Source organism: Lysobacter capsici (genome assembly GCF_018732085.1).
Classification (GTDB): Bacteria; Pseudomonadota; Gammaproteobacteria; order Xanthomonadales; family Xanthomonadaceae; genus Lysobacter; species Lysobacter capsici_A.
In genome coordinates this window covers 3,996,379-4,012,896 of sequence record NZ_CP076103.1, presented here as the reverse complement: position 1 = coordinate 4,012,896, position 16,518 = coordinate 3,996,379, and the positions used below count along the sequence as shown (strand labels likewise).

General features: G+C 68.3%; 15 protein-coding genes. 8 read left to right on the top strand and 7 right to left on the bottom strand.

Features of this window, described 5'->3' with window-relative positions:
- Positions 1–4: 4 nt before the first annotated feature.
- The 4 genes from ppk1 to KME82_RS16635 all read right to left on the bottom strand — a co-directional run bounded on the left by ppk1 (position 5) and on the right by KME82_RS16635 (position 6,429).
- Entirely contained in the window at positions 5–2,089 is a 2,085-nt protein-coding gene (ppk1, locus tag KME82_RS16650) for a polyphosphate kinase 1 (protein ID WP_252255375.1), read from the bottom strand.
- A gap of 25 nt (positions 2,090–2,114) precedes the next feature.
- Positions 2,115–3,485 carry a phosphate regulon sensor histidine kinase PhoR gene (gene phoR, locus KME82_RS16645; RefSeq protein ID WP_215495037.1) on the bottom strand — a complete coding sequence of 457 codons (1,371 nt, stop codon included), beginning with the start codon at positions 3,483–3,485 and terminating at the stop codon, positions 2,115–2,117.
- 9 nt (positions 3,486–3,494) lie between these two features.
- Positions 3,495–4,205, bottom strand: coding sequence for a phosphate regulon transcriptional regulator PhoB (gene phoB / locus KME82_RS16640; RefSeq protein ID WP_036112073.1), 711 nt, complete (start codon positions 4,203–4,205; stop codon positions 3,495–3,497).
- 499 nt (positions 4,206–4,704) lie between these two features.
- Complete coding sequence (locus KME82_RS16635; protein ID WP_430538842.1) at positions 4,705–6,429, bottom strand: M48 family metalloprotease; 1,725 nt, start codon at positions 6,427–6,429, stop codon at positions 4,705–4,707.
- On the opposite strand from KME82_RS16635, the gene KME82_RS16630 reads away from it, so the two are divergent.
- The 5 genes from KME82_RS16630 to KME82_RS16610 all read left to right on the top strand — a co-directional run bounded on the left by KME82_RS16630 (position 6,403) and on the right by KME82_RS16610 (position 10,595).
- The gene (locus KME82_RS16630; RefSeq protein ID WP_215495035.1) at positions 6,403–6,582 is read left to right on the top strand and encodes a hypothetical protein; all 180 of its coding nucleotides are present in this window, start codon (positions 6,403–6,405) and stop codon (positions 6,580–6,582) included. The two genes, KME82_RS16635 and KME82_RS16630, sit on opposite strands and share 27 nt — an antisense overlap.
- 66 nt (positions 6,583–6,648) lie before the next feature.
- Positions 6,649–6,921, top strand: a complete 273-nt coding sequence (gene grxC, locus KME82_RS16625; protein WP_215495034.1) for a glutaredoxin 3 — start codon at positions 6,649–6,651, stop codon at positions 6,919–6,921.
- A gap of 248 nt (positions 6,922–7,169) precedes the next feature.
- Complete coding sequence (locus KME82_RS16620; protein ID WP_082124718.1) at positions 7,170–7,505, top strand: carboxymuconolactone decarboxylase family protein; 336 nt, start codon at positions 7,170–7,172, stop codon at positions 7,503–7,505.
- Between the two features lie 402 nt (positions 7,506–7,907).
- Positions 7,908–8,921, top strand: a complete 1,014-nt coding sequence (locus tag KME82_RS16615; RefSeq protein ID WP_215495032.1) for an isocitrate dehydrogenase — start codon at positions 7,908–7,910, stop codon at positions 8,919–8,921.
- A gap of 309 nt (positions 8,922–9,230) precedes the next feature.
- Positions 9,231–10,595, top strand: a complete 1,365-nt coding sequence (locus tag KME82_RS16610; protein ID WP_215495031.1) for a Na+/H+ antiporter NhaC family protein — start codon at positions 9,231–9,233, stop codon at positions 10,593–10,595.
- A gap of 129 nt (positions 10,596–10,724) precedes the next feature.
- Here KME82_RS16610 and KME82_RS16605 read toward each other — a convergent pair whose 3' ends face one another.
- The gene (locus KME82_RS16605) at positions 10,725–12,131 is read right to left on the bottom strand and encodes a lytic transglycosylase domain-containing protein (RefSeq protein ID WP_252255373.1); all 1,407 of its coding nucleotides are present in this window, start codon (positions 12,129–12,131) and stop codon (positions 10,725–10,727) included.
- A complete protein-coding gene (gloB, locus tag KME82_RS16600; RefSeq protein WP_215495030.1) occupies positions 12,128–12,928 on the bottom strand; it encodes a hydroxyacylglutathione hydrolase in 801 nt (266 codons plus the stop codon). The genes KME82_RS16605 and gloB overlap by 4 nt, the downstream gene beginning before the upstream one ends.
- 246 nt (positions 12,929–13,174) lie before the next feature.
- Here gloB and KME82_RS16595 point away from each other — a divergent pair, with 246 nt between their 5' ends.
- The 3 genes from KME82_RS16595 (at position 13,175) to dnaQ (ending at position 15,374) form a co-directional block, all read left to right on the top strand.
- On the top strand, positions 13,175–14,032 hold the full coding sequence (locus KME82_RS16595) for a methyltransferase domain-containing protein (RefSeq protein ID WP_215495029.1): 858 nt from the start codon (positions 13,175–13,177) through the stop codon (positions 14,030–14,032).
- 31 nt (positions 14,033–14,063) lie between these two features.
- Positions 14,064–14,534 (top strand): ribonuclease HI, encoded by a 471-nt coding sequence (rnhA, locus tag KME82_RS16590; protein ID WP_252255371.1) that lies wholly within the window; start codon positions 14,064–14,066, stop codon positions 14,532–14,534.
- A gap of 105 nt (positions 14,535–14,639) precedes the next feature.
- Positions 14,640–15,374, top strand: a complete 735-nt coding sequence (gene dnaQ, locus KME82_RS16585; RefSeq protein WP_215495027.1) for a DNA polymerase III subunit epsilon — start codon at positions 14,640–14,642, stop codon at positions 15,372–15,374.
- A gap of 294 nt (positions 15,375–15,668) precedes the next feature.
- On the opposite strand, the gene KME82_RS16580 is transcribed toward dnaQ, so the two are convergent.
- Entirely contained in the window at positions 15,669–16,373 is a 705-nt protein-coding gene (locus KME82_RS16580; RefSeq protein ID WP_046657254.1) for a PP2C family protein-serine/threonine phosphatase, read from the bottom strand.
- Positions 16,374–16,518 lie beyond the last annotated feature (145 nt).

The window sequence follows — 16,518 nt, the reverse complement described above, 5'->3', positions numbered from 1 at the left end:
AATTTTATCCGCAGATCTTGGCTAGCAGGGTCGATTGCGCCGAATGCGGCATTTCGCCGTCGCGCGGCAACACCCGCGAGTAGTGGCCGTCGGCCTGCAATTGCCAGGCGTTGAGGTTGTCGGCGAGGTAATTGGCCAGGGCTTCGTCGTAGACGCGGGCGCGCAAATCCGTGTCGAGGATCGGGAAACCGGTCTCGACCCGGCGCAGCAGGTTGCGTTCCAGCCAGTCGGCGCTGGAGCAGAACAGGTCCGGCGCGCCGTCGTTGGCGAACCAATAGACGCGGTGATGCTCCAGGAACCGCCCGACGATCGAACGCACCCGGATATTGTCCGAGATGCCTTCCACGCCGGGACGCAGGGTGCAGGCGCCGCGCACGATCAGGTCGATCTGCACGCCGGCCTGCGAGGCCTGGTACAGCGCGCGGATCACCTGCGGCTCGTTCAAGGCGTTCATCTTGGCGACGATGCGCGCGGGCTTTCCGGCGCGTGCGTGCTTGGTTTCGCGGTCGATGCGCTTGAGCACGCCGGCGTGCAGGGTGAACGGCGATTGCAGCAGGCACTTGAGCTTGAGCGACGGCGCCAGCCCGGACAGCTGCTGGAAGATCATGTGCACGTCGTTGCCGATGTCCGGATCGGCGGTGATCAGGCCGAAGTCGGTGTAGGCGCGCGCGGTGCCGCTGTGATAGTTGCCGGTGCCCAGGTGGACGTAGCGCTTGAGCTTGCGGCCTTCGCGGCGGACGATCAGCAGCATCTTGGCGTGGGTCTTGTAGCCGACCACGCCGTACACGACCTGCACGCCGGCTTCCTGCAATCGATCGGCCAGGCCCAGGTTGGCTTCCTCGTCGAAGCGCGCGCGCAGCTCGACCACCACGGTCACGTCCTTGCCGTTGCGCGCGGCCTGCACCAACTGCTCGACGATCGGCGAATCCTTGCCGGCGCGGTACAGGGTCTGCTTGATCGCGAGCACGTTCGGGTCTTCGGCGGACTGACGGATCAGCTCCAGCACCGGTGCGAACGAATCGAAGGGGTGGTGCAGCAGCACGTCGCCGTCGGCGACGGTGTCGAACAAAGTATCGACGCCGGGCAGCACGCGCTGCTGGTACGGCGGGAATTTCAGTTCGGGACGCTGGACCAGATCGTAGACCTGGATCACGCGATTGAGATTGACCGGGCCGTTGATGCGGTAGACCGCGTTCTCGGGCAGGTCGAAATTCTCCAGCAAGGTGCGCACGATCGGCTTGGGGCACTGCTCGGCGATTTCCAGCCGCACCGCGCGCAGGTAGCCGCGGCCGATCAGCTCGTCGCGCAAGGCCAGGGCGATGTTGTCGACTTCTTCCTCGTCGACCAGCAATTCCGAATTGCGGGTGACGCGGAACTGGTACGCGCCCTTGACCTCCATGCCCGGGAACAACTCATCGACGAACGCCGACAGCACCGAGGACAGGAACACGAAGTCGTGCTTGCCGCCGGAGACGTTCTCCGGCATCTGGATGATCCGCGGCAGCGAGCGCGGCGCGCGCACGATGGCGAGGTTGCCGGCGCGGCCGAACGCGTCCTTGCCCTTGAGCACGACCACGATGTTGAGCGATTTGTTGAGGATCTTCGGGAACGGGTGCGCCGGATCGAGGCCGAGCGGGGACAGCACCGGCATGATCTCGTCGCGGAAATACGCGCGCAGCCAGCGGGTCTGGCGCGCGTTCCAGGAATTGCGGCCGAGCACGCGCACGCCCGATTCCTGCAGCGCCGGACGCAGCACGTCGTTCCAGCATTCGTACTGGGCCTTGACCAGTTCGGCGGCGCGGTCGTGGATGCGCGACAGCACGGTCTGCGGCGCGAGGCCGTCCGGGCCCGGCGCGAGGCCGAGGTCCTGGGCGTGGCGCAGGGTGCCGGCGCGGATCTCGAAGAATTCGTCGAGGTTGGTGCAGGAGATGCACAGGTACTTCAACCGTTCCAGCAACGGCACCTGCGCATCCTGGGCCTGGGCCAGCACGCGGAAGTTGAAATCCAGCTGCGACAGTTCGCGATTGAAGTACAGGGCGCTGTCGCGCAGCGGATCGGTGTCGAGCGAGGTGTCCGTCATCGCGTTCATGGCGCTGTCGCTGGTTCCCTGAGGCTTAAATATCGGAAGGGTGGGCGGGATAGGCAAGCGTATCGGCATACGCCTCGCCGTAGGCATCGCGGCGGCGGATGCGGTCGACCCCGAAATGGCAGGCGAAGGTGCTGCCGCGGCCGACTTCGCTGGCGATTTCCAGGCGCGCCTGATGCAGATGCAGCACGTGCTTGACGATCGACAGGCCCAGGCCGGTGCCGCCGCTTTCGCGCGAGCGGCTGGTCGAGACGCGATAGAAGCGTTCGGTGATGCGCGGCAGGTGCGCGGCCGGGATGCCGTAGCCGCTGTCGACCACTTCCAGCACCACGCCGCGGGCGATGCCGGCGCTTTCGGGGCGGAAGCGGATGCGGATGCTGCCGCCGGCCGGGGTGTAGCGGATCGCGTTGCCGACGAGGTTGGAGAACGCGCTGTGCAGTTCTTTATTCGATCCGAACAAGTCGACGCCGGCCAGGTCGTCCATCGCGATTTCGTGGCGCCCTTGGCTCAGCGCATTGGCCTCGCGCTTGAGCGTGGACAGCATCGAGGCCATCGACACGGTGTCCTCGGCCGGCAGGTTGTCCTGCGATTCCAGCCGCGACAGGGTCAGCAGGTCCTCGACCAGCTGGGTCATGCGCTGCGACTGGCGTTGCATTTCGGCCAGCATCGGCGCCCAGTCCGGGTGTTCTTCCGGATCGAGCATGTCGAGGTAACCGTGGACTACGGTCAGCGGCGTGCGCAGTTCGTGCGAGACGTTGGCGACGAAGTCGCGGCGCATCTGTTCGAGTTGCAGCAGCCGGCTGACGTCGCGCGCGACCAGCAGCCACAGGTTTTCCGAATACGGGATCAGGCGCAGGCTCAGGGTGATCGCCGGGTTCCACGGCGAGGCCGCTTCCAGCGGTTCGGCGTTGCGGCCCGAGGCCAGCCAGTGCGCCAGTTGCAGCGGTTGCAGGCGGTTGACCACCGGCGCGCCGATGTCGCGCGGATAGCGCAGGCCCATCAGCCCGGTCGCGGCTTCGTTGAACCACTGGATGCGCTGGCTGTTGCGTTCGACCACCACGATCGCGTCGGGCATCGCCGCCGCGGCGGCGCGGTAGGCGCGCAGCATTTCGATCAGGCGGCGCTTGCGTCCGCGCATTTCCGCCTGGCTGCGGTGCAGCAGGCGGTCGAGTTCGTTCCAGATGCCTTCGCCGAGCGGCGGGGTCAGGCGCTGGCGCGCGGTCAGCCGGATCAGCACCCGCCGCAGCCGCCAGTAATGCCAGGCGACCACGCCGAGCGCGGCGGCGGTGACGATGGGCCAGGGGTACCCGACCAGGATCCCGAGCACGGCCGCGCCGACCAGGATCAGCGCCAGCTGACCGAGGGTGCGGAACCAGGCGGAGCGTGCGCGCGGCGGCATACCTCCAGCTTACGCGGCGAGCGACGCGGAGAAGCGGTAGCCCGCTCCGCGCACGGTCTGGACCATGCCGTCGAGACGGTGCGGTTCCAGGGTCTTGCGCAGGCGGCGGATGTGGACGTCGACCGTGCGTTCTTCGACGTAGACGCTGCCGCCCCACACGTGGTCGAGCAACTGGGTGCGCGAGTAGACGCGTTCGGGATGGGTCATGAAGAAATGCAGCAGGCGGTATTCGGTCGGGCCGATCTGGACCGGCTGCTGCTCGCCGCCTTCGGCCTGGGCGAACACCCGGTGAGCGGCGCCGTCGATGCGCAGCGGGCCGACGCCGACGCTGCCGTCTTCGTCGTCTTCGCGCGAGCGGCGCAGCACGGCGCGGATGCGCGCCAGCAGTTCGCGCGCCGAGAACGGTTTGACCACGTAGTCGTCGACCCCGGCTTCCAGGCCGCCGACGCGATCGTTCTCTTCGCCGCGCGCGGTCAGCATGATGATCGGGATCTCGCGGGTCAGCGATTCCTTGCGCCAGCGCCGGGCCAGTTCCAGGCCGCTGGTGCCCGGGAGCATCCAGTCGAGCAGGATCAGGTCGGGCACGCGGTCGGCGATGGCGGCCTGGGCCTCGCGGGCGTCGCCGGCATGGACCGGGTCGTATTCGCCCTTGCGCAGGGCAAAGGACACCATGTCGCGGATGGCGGGTTCGTCTTCGACTATCAGGATGCGCTTCTGCACACGGTCACCGAGGGGGAGGCGGAAAGGGTTCGTCCTTGAAACCGCGCCAGTACACTACCGTTTTGTGACTACTCCATGACATAGGACGGGCGGCATTGTCGGCTTTGTGATGTCGTGCCGCTGTGCGTGTGCCATCCATACGCCTCCAGGCGTGGCGCGGTTCTGCCGGGGTTGGGCGCGCTTTCGCCGTCGTTGCCGGCGTTATCGCCGTAACTGGAGTTTGGCGGGCAGGTTACATCGTGATGGCAGAACGCGGGCTCGGGGCGCGTGTGAAGCGACATTCGCCGATAACGATTCCACGAAATTGTTGCCCTCTTTGAAAAAGGGGGCGGCGCGTTGCGACAGATGGGTTGCGGTCGGATATGGCGGCGCGGGGGATTTGCTTTGGCTTTTCGGATGCCTGGTAGGGCGAAAGGCAAGAGCAAATCCCCCTGGCCCCCTTTTTCAAAGGGGGGAACGCTTCGGGTGGGAGCGTGGGGGCGGGGCGAGCGAGCGGGGCTTACTGCCGGCGCAGGTCTTCGTCGCGCACGCCCTGGCGCTTGAGTTCCAGCACGGTCGGGGTGATCGCGGCGATCCGCGCCTCGATCCGGGCGCGGGCGTAGTAGTCCAGGTCGGGCTTGCGCTTGAGCGTGTTCAGCTGGACCAGCGCCTGCTCGGGACGGCCGCGCAGGTAGGCGGCTTCGGCATAGGCCTCGCCGGCGCGGATCGAGTCGCCGGCGATTTCGCAGGCGCGGGCGAAGGTCTGCTGCAGCAGCGGGTCGTCGCTGTGGTTGCCGAACAGCGGCCGCAGCACGGCCTGGGCGCGCTGGCCGGCGGCGGCGGTGCTGCGGTCGGTCAGGACCTTGGCGTAGCTCAGGGCGATCGCGCGGTTGTTCGGGGTCTGCCGCAGCAGCGCCTCGAAGCGCGCGTCGGCCGCGGCGTTCTTGCCCGACTGGGCTTCGGCCTCGCCCAGCGCCAGGCTCAGCCACAACTGGCCGGGGTGCTTGGCCAGCAGTTCGCTCAGCGCCGGGATCGCCGCGCCGGACTGGTTGTTGCGCATCCGCGCCAGGGCCAGGCCGTAACGCTGGGCGTCGGTGCCGGTGCCGAGTTTTTCGTATTCGCGCACCGCCTCGCGCGGCGAGTTGGCGCTGAACACCCGGACCCGTTCGCGGGCGTAGTCGAACAGCCCGGTGCCGCCGGCGGTCAGCGCCTGGTCGGAGATCTTCAGGCCGCTGGGCAGCAAGGGGTTGTCGGTGCCGGTGGCGGTGTCGGGCAGGCTGAACGGCGCCTTGGGAATGCGCTCGACCCGGGTCTCGGTGGGCGTGGCGGTGACCGCGGTGACGCTGTTCTTGTTGGCGATCTGCTCGGCGCGTTCCTTGGCCTCGCTGATGCGGGTGGTGGTGACCGGGTGGGTCATCAGGTAATCGGGGGTTTCGCCGTACCAGTTGGCCGCGTTGCTGCGCGAGACGACCTGCATGCGGGCGAAGAAATCGGCCATCGCGCTGGTGTCGTAGTTGCTGCGGTACAGGGTCTGGATGCCGATCCGGTCGGCTTCGGACTCGTTGGAGCGGGTGTAGTTGATCTGGCGCTGCTGCATCAGGCCCAGGCCGGAGGTGATCGCGGCCATGGTCGCGTCGTCGGTGGAATTGCTGCCGGCGCCCTGCGCGGCGACGATCGCGCCGAGCATCGCCAGCAGGATCGGCAACTGGTCGCGCTGGGCGCGCTCGACCCCGCGCAGCACGTGCTGCTGGGTGACGTGGGCGATTTCGTGCGAGATCACCGCGGCGACCTCGTCTTCCTTCTCGGCGGTCAACACCAGGCCCGAGTTGACCCCGATGTAGCCGCCCAGAGTGGCGAAGGCGTTGATCTGGCGCTCGCGCAGCATGAAGAAGGTGAAGGGCTGGCGCGGCTTGTCGCTGTTGGCGGCCAGGCGCGTGCCCAGGGTGTCGAGCCAGCTGTCGATCAGCGGGTCTTCGAGCAGGTAGTCGTAGTGGCGCAGCTGCGCCAGCATCATCGAGCCGTACTCGCGCTGCTTGGCCGGGGTCAGCAGTTCCGCGGCCGAGGAGCCGATATCGGGCAGCTTGTTTTCCTGCGCGCTCGCGCAGACGCTGCCGAGGGCGAGGGTTACAGCGGCGGTGAGCAGGGCGATGCGGCGCAAGCGATGAGTCCTCGGAACGGCGGTGGTGCGGACGACGGCGGGCGGTGCGGGTGCAGCGTCGTGGCGGTCATCGCGCCGCGGGTCGATGGCAGGATGCAGCGCGCCGCGATCGGTGGCGTGAATGCGCCGTTAATTTTCATCGCAGCCCGCCGCGAGAACGAACCCGAAGCGGGAAAAACCGGCCGACTCCACGCCAGCGTACTGAGTCCGGCCGGACTGCGTTCCACCGGCGCGCTTTAAACTGCCCGACCGCACGCCCATATTCCGACCGCAACCCCTTTCAAGAGTTCAGGCAGGAGAACCGTTTTGAGCGACACCGCCCCCAAGCCGCAGATCGTCATCTATAGCACCGCGATCTGCCCGTATTGCGTCGCCGCGAAGAATTTCCTCAAGAGCAAGGGCCAGACCTGGAGCGAGGTGCGCATCGATCTGGACCCGGCCGAGCGCGAAAAGATGGTCGCGCTGACCAAGCGCACCAGCGTGCCGCAGATCTTCGTCGGCGACACCCATGTCGGCGGCTACGACGACATGATGGCGCTGCACCGCGCCGGCGGGCTGGAGCCGCTGTTCGCGGCTTAAGCGATGCTGTGTCGGGCGGCGTTTGTCGCCGCCCGCTTGCGTGCGCCGACGCCTGTTGATCCATGTCCGCCCGGGCGTGATGGTTCGCCGATGAACGCGGCGGGCGGCTCGCGCCGGCCGCCGCGGTCGCGCCCGGCGAGCGTATTTCCCTTATTCGAGGAGTTTGTGTGAGCAACGACCGTACCGACGACAGCGCGGCCCAGAGCGAAAGCGACCGCGTCGCCGAATTCACCGCCTTCCGCAAGCGCATGAACGAACGCATCCTGGCCGAGCCGAACCAGGTCGTGCGGCGCTTCTTCGCGCTCGACACCCAGACCTACCAGGCCGGCGCGCTCGACGTGAAGACCAAGGAGTTGCTGGGCCTGGTCGCCTCGATGGTGCTGCGCTGCGACGACTGCATCAGCTACCACGTCGCCCAGTGCAAGGAAGCCGGGGTCAATCGCGAGGAAATGTTCGAGGCGTTCTCGGTCGGTCTGGTGGTCGGCGGGTCGATCGTGATCCCGCACATGCGCCGCGCGGTCGATTTTCTCGACAAGCTGGAGCAGGGCGAGGCGGCCGCGCCGGCCGGTCACGATCACGGCTGAGGCCGATTTAGCCCTTGTAGGAGCGGCGTGAGCCGCGACCGCGACATCGCGCTTGCGTCGTGGCTGCGATGTCGCGGTCGCGGCTTGCGCCGCTCCTACAGGGGCTAGTTCGAAGCCCGCTCGCTGCGAGCATCTGGAGCGAGAGCTGGCCAGGCACTACGGCTTCGGTGGGTTGAGTGGTATTCGGTCTCTTCGGTTGGTCGCGGCTCGCGCCGCTCCTACAGGGGGCAGACCCACTTTCGGCGTCCGGGCGCCATGCCGAATCGGGCCGCTTGGCCGCCTCCGGCCCTCGTCCAGTACTGCCCCGAATGCAGGGGCAGGCCGCTTCCGGCATAATTACGGGGCTAAGACCTCGTGCGCCGCGCCGCCTGCGCCGCGCCCTTCAGCTGGAAGAACTCCCTCATGACGCAAACCATTACGGTCATCCGTGGCGACGGCATCGGCCCCGAGATCATGGACGCGACCCTGCACGTGCTCGACGCGATGAACCTGGGCCTGTCCTACGAATTCGCCGACGCCGGCCTGGTCGCGCTGGAAAAGCACGGCGAGCTGCTGCCGGCCGCGACCATGGACTCGATCCGCAAGAACCGCATCGCGCTCAAGAGCCCGTTGACCACGCCGGTCGGCGAAGGCTTCAGCTCGATCAACGTCGAACTGCGCAAGCGCTTCGACCTGTACGCCAACGTGCGTCCGGCCAAGTCGTTCCCGAACACCAAGTCGCGCTTCCCGAGCGGCGTGGACCTGATCACCGTGCGCGAGAACACCGAAGGCGCGTACATCGGCGAAGGCCAGTCGCTGTCGGAAGACGGCGAGACCGCGCTGCTGACCCAGAAGATCACCCGCCGCGGCTCCGAGCGCATCGTGCGCTACGCCTTCGACCTGGCGCGCAAGACCGGCCGCAAGAAGGTCACGGTGGTGCACAAGGCCAACATCCTGAAGTCGACCTCGGGCCTGTTCCTGAAGACCGCGCGCGAAGTGGCGCAGCAATACCCCGACATCCAGTGCAACGAGATGATCGTGGACAACACCTGCATGCAGCTGGTGATGCGCCCGGAGCAGTTCGACATCATCGTCACCACGAACTTGTTCGGCGACATCATTTCCGACCTGTGCGCCGGGTTGGTGGGCGGCCTGGGCCTGGCCCCGGGCGCGAACATCGGCACCGACGCTGCGATCTTCGAGGCCGTGCACGGCTCGGCGCCGGACATCGCCGGCAAGGGCATCGCCAATCCCTGCGCGCTGCTGCTGGGCGCGGCGCAGATGCTCGACCACCTCGGCCAGCCCGAGAAGGCGACCAAGCTGCGCGAGGCGATCATCGCCACGCTCGAAGCCAAGGATTCGCTGACCCCGGATCTGGGCGGCGAGGGCAATACGCTGTCGTTCGCCAAGGCGATCGCGAGCCGCGCTACGGCTTGATCGGCGGTCTATCGCGGGATACGACGAGGCGCCTTCGGGCGCCTCGTTGCGTTTGGAGGTTCTGCCGGCCTGCCCTCACCCCAACCCCTCTCCCGCAAGCGGGAGAGGGGCTTTCAAGCGTCGCCTAAAGAGCCCGGGCTCTTGATCCCTTCTCCCGCTTGCGGGAGAAGGTGCCCGAAGGCGGATGAGGGCGGGCAGGGATTGTTCCCGTCCCCATGAACTCCCCCAAAGCGTTCCACCCCCGGCACTCGACACACGCCATGCTGCACTGCAAAATCGCGCCGTCTTAAAATCCATTCGGATGAAGCGATGAATGAGCCGCTCCGCCCCGGCGCCCCGATCACCCCCAGTGCCCTGGCGCTGACGCCGCTGCTGCTGTTCCTGGCGCTGTTCTTCGGCGCCGGGCTGTATTTCACCGCCAACGGCGACGCGATGGGCTTCTACCAGTTGCACGCGCCGGTCGCGATCCTGCCGGCGCTCGCGCTGGCCGCGTTCATCGCCTGGCGCCGCGGGATCAAGCCGCTGGAAACCCTGCTGGGCGGCATGGGCGACCACAACGTCGTGCTGATGTGCCTGATCTTCCTGCTGGCCGGCGGCTTCGTCGAAGTGTCCAAGGCGATCGGCGCGGTCGATGCGATCGTCGCGCTCGGCGTGGGCAACGTGCATCCGGCCTTGCTGCTGCCGGCGCTGTTCGTGGTCGCCGGTTTCATCTCGCTGTCGCTGGGCACCTCGATGGGCACGATCGCCGCGGTCGCGCCGATTGCGCTCGGTGTGTCGGACGCGTCGGGGCTGGACCGCGCGCTGGTGCTCGGCGCGGTGATCGGCGGGGCGACCTTCGGCGACAACCTGTCGGTGATCTCCGACACCGCGATCGTCGCCAGCCGCACCCAGGGCTGCACGATGCGGGAGAAATTCCGCGAGAACCTCAAGCTCGCGCTGCCGGCGGCGATCGCCACGCTGGTGCTGCTGGGGTTTCTCGGCGAAACCGCGCCGGTGCAGACGCCCGATCCGGTGTCGCCTTGGCTGATCCTGCCGTACCTGGTCGTGCTCGGGCTGGCGATCGCCGGCGTCGACGTGATCATCGTGTTGAGCATCGGCCTGGTCATCGCGGGCCTGTTCGGGGTGTATTTCGCCGAGGATTTCGGCTTCGCCGCCTACACCACGCATATCTGGGACGGTTTCGAGAGCATGGTCGAGATCACCTTGCTGTCGCTGCTGGTCGGCGGTCTTGGCGCGCTGATGAAAGCCGCCGGCGGGCTGGCCTGGGTGGCGCAGACCATCGGCCGGTTCGCGCGCGGCCATCGCAGCCGCCGCGCGGGCGAGATCAGCATCGCCGCGTTGTCGGCGACCACCGACGTGTTCACCGCCAACAACACCGTCGCGATTTTGATCAGTGGCGGTTTGGCGCGCGATGTCGCGCAGCAGCACGGGGTGCCGCCGGCGCGCGCGGCCAGCGTGCTCGACATTTTCGCCTGCGTGACTCAGGGCGTGCTGCCGTATGGCGCGCAGATCCTGCTGGCGGCGTCGTTGAGCAAGGTCTCGCCGTTGCAGTTGATCGGCAACGTGCATTACAGCTGGCTGCTGGGCGCGGTGACGATCGGGGCGATGCTGTGGCCGTCGCGGCAGCGGGCCCTCACCCCAACCCCTCTCCCGCAGGCGGGAGAGGGGCTTTAGTACGGCGAGGCGGGTTGAGTTCCTTATCCTGCCTGCAAGAGAGAGGATTCATTACGGCGAGGTGCTACTACTCCCTCTCCCGCTTGCGGGAGAGGGCTGGGGTGAGGGCATCGCAGGCCACCTGCGCGACTATTTGCCCGCCGGCTTGCCCGCATCGATCAACAGCGCCTGCCCCGGCTTGAGCACGGCATTGGCCGCCAAACCGTTGCGCTCCAGCAGATCCGCGACGCGAATGCGATAGCGCTTCGCAATCGTCCAGGCGTTGTCGCCGCGACCAACGGTGTGGCGACGCGCCTGCGTTTTCGCCGAACCGCTGTCGGCGACGGATTTTTCGCCGGCGCGCTTGCCTTCGTCGCTGCGCGCAACCCGGTCGCGACCCTTGGCCGCAGGCTCAACCCGATCGCCCGACGCCGGACGCTCCGACGCCTCGACAGAACCGCGCGTGCTCGCGACCGCAGTCGAAGCACTGCTCGACCCACTGGCGACGGGCGCGCTCGACCGGTCGCCACCTGCCGGCGCGACGCCGGCCAACTCGACACCCGCCAAATCGATATCGGCCGCGCTCACGCCGGCCGCGCCGATCGCGCTGGCCGCCACCGCCAGCAGCGGCGCGCGCTTGCCGGCGCTGCGGGCGATGCGGCCGTCGCCGAACACCGGGTTCAGGCGCTTGATCTGGGCGAGGTCCTGGTCGGTGCGCGCGGCCCATTCGCCGATGCTGTCGATCTCGGCCGGCACGGTCACCGCGGCCAGCCGTGGCACCGGACGATCGAGCGCGCTGAGCCATTCCTCGCGGTCGTCGGCCTGCTCCATCAGGCACGACAGCGCATGCAGCTTGCGCACATAGGCCGTGGTGATGTCGGACAGGCCGGTCAATTGATCGTGGCGTACGTCGGCGATGCTCAGGCCGCTGCGCTTGACCGCGTTGAGCACGCGGTACTCGCCGGCGTTGTAGGCCATCACGGTCAGCTGCCAGTCGCCGCCGAACATGCCGTGCAGGGTTTTCAGGTAACGCACCGCGGCCTGGGTCGATTCGACCGGCGACAGCCGCCCGTCGTAGCCCTCGCGCATCGGCACGCGGTGGTTGCGCGCGGTCATCGCGATCATCTGCCACAGCCCGGCCGGGCCGGAAGGACTGCGCGCGCCGGGCTTGTAGCCGCTCTCGACGAACGGGATCAGCGCGTACTCGGTCGGCAGGTGCGCCTCGCGCAGGGCGTCGACGACGTAGCCGAACAGCGGCAGCAGGTCGTCCTCGCTGGAGGCCAGGCGTTTGGGCGCGGTCGAGAAATGCTGGCGCCAGTGGCTGCTGACCCCGGGCTCGCAGGTCTTGTCGGCCAGGCCGTCGCGGAAGCGCTGGTAGATCTCGCGGCCGTTGCGGCTCGGACCGGTGCCCAGGTCCGGCGCGGCGACCGCCAGTTGCGCGGCATCGGCGGCGATCGCCGGCGCCGACAGTGCCGCGCTCAGGCCCAGGCAGGCCGCCAGCGCCAGATGCAGCGGCCGGCGCGCCGGCCTGCGGCCGCGGGCGTCGCCGCGTCTCACGCGCGGAACCCGTCCTTCCAGCGCCGCAGTTCGGCGAAGGTTTCGGTCTCGTCGGCCGGCGCGCGACCCAGCCGCGCGGCGACCGCGGCGATCACCGCCGGCTCGCGGGTGCGCAGGAACGGGTTGGTCGCGCGTTCGTCGCCGATCGAGCTGGGAAGGGAGGGACGTCCGGCGTTGCGCATGGCCTGGGCCTGTTCGATTCGGCGCCGCAGCGCGGGATTGGCGGGTTCGACCACGCTGGCGAAGGCCGCGTTGGACAAGGTGTATTCGTGGCCGCAGCAGACCCGGGTGTCGTCCGGGAGCGCGGCCAGCCGGGTCAGCGAGACCCGCATCTGGGCGGGCGTACCTTCGAACAGGCGGCCACAGCCCAGGCTGAACAAGGTGTCGCCGCTGAACACGATCCGGTCGGTGGCGCGGCCGCCGCGCTCCAGGTTGTCCTGTTCCAGGTAATAGGCGACGTGGCTGCGGGTGTGGCCGGGCACGGCCAGCGCGGTCAGGCTCCAGCCGTCCACGTGCAGGCGGGTGCCGTCGCCGACGCGGGCGGTGGCGCTGGCGATGCGCTCGTCGTCCGGGGCGAACACCGGGATGTCGGGCCAGCGCTCGCGCAGGGCCGGGGTGCCGCCGATGTGGTCGTCGTGGTGGTGGGTCAGCAGGATCCCGACCGGGCGCAGGCCGTGCGCGGCCGCGGCCAGCACCGGCGCGGCGTCGCCCGGATCGACGATCAGGGCCGATTCGTCGTCGCCCGACAGGGCCCAGATGTAGTTGTCGCTGAGGGCGGGCAGGGCGAGCAACCGCATCGTCGGACTCCTGGCGGCGCGCGGCCGGGGCCGTCGCGGTGGGCGGGGTGCTCGGCTTGCCTGGCCGGCGCCCGGGGCGCACAGTCGGGGCGTCGCGGACCGATGCCATCCTGGGCCGTACCGAGCTTCCTTGGTAAACGTTCGGGAGCTTGAAATCGGAACGGTCCCCGGGGTCGGCGTGCTCCGATCTGGCCGCGCCGAATCCCGAATCCCGATTCCCCAATCCCGGCTCCAAGAGACGCGACCATGCCCGCCCTGTCCCACGGCCGTCAACCCGATCACGAACCCAGCCCGGCCCTGGCCTGGTTCGGCGAGGTGCCCGGCCACGGTCTGCTCGACGTGGAGTCGGCGTCGATGGCGCGGGTGCTCGCGGCCAGTCCGAGCCTGCCGTGGGCCTGGTTCGGGGTCGCCGCGGCCTCGCCACCGCTGGGCCGCGGGGTGGCGCTGCGGCGCAGCGCCGACGGCTTCGACGGCGCGGTGCGCTGCCGTTTGCCGCTGCCGCTGGCCAGCGAGGCCTTCGGCGCGGTGCTGCTGCAGCACGTGTTCGACGACGGCGTCGACTGCGCGCCGCTGCTCAGCGAATGCGCACGCATCCTCGCCCCGGGCGGGCGGCTGTGGCTGGCCACGCTCAATCCCTGGAGCCCGTACCGCCTGCGCTGGGCCGGCAGCGGCCTGTACGCGCGCGATGCCGGCCACTGGCAGACCATGCTGCGCGCCTCGGGCTTCGCCGCCGACCCGGTCAGCCTGCAATGGCTGGGGCCGCGCTGGCGGGTCGCGCACGGCGAGGCCGGAGTCGGCGCGGCCGACGTGCTGCGCGCCGGAGTCGCCCTGACCCTGACCAAGCGCGTCCACGCCGCGATTCCGCCGGGCCGGCTGCAACAACTGCGCTGGCAGACCGGGCTGGGCCAGGCGGGGCTGGCGAACGCCGGCCTGCCGCAGGCCAACCAGAGCGGCCGGGTCGACAGCGGCCGCGGCGATGCCCGCCGCAGCGCATCGGCCAACGCGCCTATCGACCGCAACGACCCCGATCCGCTCGCGGCCCGGATCTTGCCGTTCGATCCCGACCGATCCGATGCGACCCGCGGCGGCGCGCAACAGCGATAATGCTCGGCCGTCGAAAGCGAGTAGCTGTTGCGTGAGCCAAACCACCTCCGAAGTCGACAAGACCGTCAGCATCCACACCGACGGCGCCTGCCTCGGCAATCCCGGCCCCGGCGGCTGGGCCGCGTTGCTGCGCTACAAGGGCCACGAGCGCGAGTTGTCCGGCGGCGAGCCCGACACCACCAACAACCGCATGGAACTGATGGGCGCGATCATGGGCCTGGAAGCGCTCAGCGAGCCGTGCAGGATCGTGCTGACCACCGACTCGCAGTACGTGCGCAAGGGCATCACCGAGTGGATGAGCAACTGGGTCCGGCGCGGCTGGAAAACCGCCGGCGGCGACCCGGTCAAGAACCGCGACCTGTGGGAACGCCTGCACGCGGCGAGCCTGCGCCATTCGATCGACTGGAAGTGGGTCAAGGGCCATTCCGGCCAGCCCGAGAACGAACGCGTCGACGTGCTCGCGCGCGTCCAGGCGGAGAAGCTCAGGGCCTATCGGCCTTGAGCCACAAGTGAGGGCAAAGGAGTGAGGAGTGAGTGCCAGCACTCGCGGCTCTACTCATCGCTCACTCCTCCAGACTCGTTCCTCGCTTTTTGAGACAATCGGCTAATGCGTCAAATCATCCTCGATACCGAAACCACCGGCCTGAGCTGGGAACGCGGCAACCGCGTGGTCGAAATCGGCTGCGTCGAATTCGTCGAGCGCCGCCCGAGCGGCCGCACCTACCACCAGTACATCAAGCCCGATTGCGATTTCGAAGCCGGCGCGCAGGAAGTCACCGGCCTGTCGCTGGAGCGCCTGGCCAACGAGCCGACGATGGAGCAGGTGGTCGATGAATTCCTCGAATTCATCAAGGGCGCCGAGCTGATCATCCACAACGCCGCGTTCGACGTGGGCTTTCTCAACAACGAGCTGTCGATCTGCGGCGCGCAGTACGGCAAGTTGGCCGATCACGTTCCCAACATCGAAGACTCGCTGCTGCTTGCGCGCCAGCGTTACCCCGGTCAGCGCAATTCGCTGGACGCGTTGTGCAAACGCCTGGGCGTGGACAACTCGCACCGTCAGTTGCACGGCGCGCTGCTCGACGCCCAGTTGCTCGGCGAGGTCTACATCGGCCTGACCTCGGGCCAGGAAGAGATCGGCTTCGGCGATCCGGCCGCGATCGCCGCGCAGCAGAGCCCGGCGAGTTTCCAGATCGACCCGGGCGCGGTGCGGCCGCGGGTGATCGTGCTCGCCGACGAATTCGCCGCGCATCAGGCGCGCCTGGAGAAGCTGCGCAAGAAGGCCGGCGGCAAGTGCGTGTGGGATGCGTTCGATCCGCCGGCGGCGTTGGCCGAGGCGTAAGTCGCGCGATCGCGGCGAGCGGTCGGCGGATCGACGAACGGTCGGCGATTCGATGGGTGGATTGCGCCGGCCGTCGTGTTGGCGCGGTCGCGGCTTGCGCCGCTCCTACAGGGGGCGGTCGAAGCTTCGTTGGCTACCTGTAGGAGCGGCGCAAGCCGCGACCGCGAATCCGCAACGACTGCGCAAACAACGCCGCGTGCCGGCTGATGCCAGCGCCCGAACGCGTCGAAACGATCGACTGGAAAAATTTAGACGAAGCTAAATCCGTCTAAATCCCTGCGTCGCCACCCAGCCTCAATGGCTGCGCACCAACACCACCGTGACATTGTCCGACCCGCCGCCATCCAGCGCCGCGGCGACCAGCGAATCCACGCATTCCTGCGCGCTGCAGTCGTTATGCGCCAGCACCCGGGCGATGCTGCGATCGTCCACTTCCTCGGTCAACCCGTCGCTGCACAGCAGCAGCTGCATGCCCGGACGCAGTTCGCCGGTCATGGTCTCGACGTTGAGATTGCGCGGGTCGGTCACGCCGAGCGCCTGGGTGACCACGTTGCGATGCGGATGGCTGCGCGCCTGCTCGTGGGTGATCGCGCCGTTGGCGATCAGCTCCTGCACATAGCTGTGGTCCTGCGACAGCTGGGCCAGATGCCCGTCGCGCCACAGGTACACCCGGCTGTCGCCGACCCAGGCCACCTCGAAGCGGTTGCCGTTGATGCGCGCGGCGACCACGGTGGTGCCCATCGGCAGGGCGTCGTTGCGCCGGCGCGAGGTGCGGATGATCTCTTCGTCGGCGATCCGGATGGCCTGGGCCAGGCCGGTGCCGTTGCGGACCTCGCGCACGATCGACTCGCGCGCCAGCGCGCTGGCGACCTCGCCGTATTCGTGTCCGCCCATGCCGTCGGCGACCAGCCATAGGCCGAGTTCGCTGTCACCGTAATAGGTGTCTTCGTTGAGTTCGCGGCGCAAGCCGACGTGCGTGAGGTGTCCGAATTCGATCATCTGCCGGTCAGTGCCATTCGCTTCGTCGGGATCGCCATTGCAGTAACGGAATCATCGCGGCACAACGGCCTAGTGACAAGAAAGCGTGATCCCTGCACGGCTTCATGCCCGAGATTCGATGAAGACCGCGTGTGTACCGGATCGG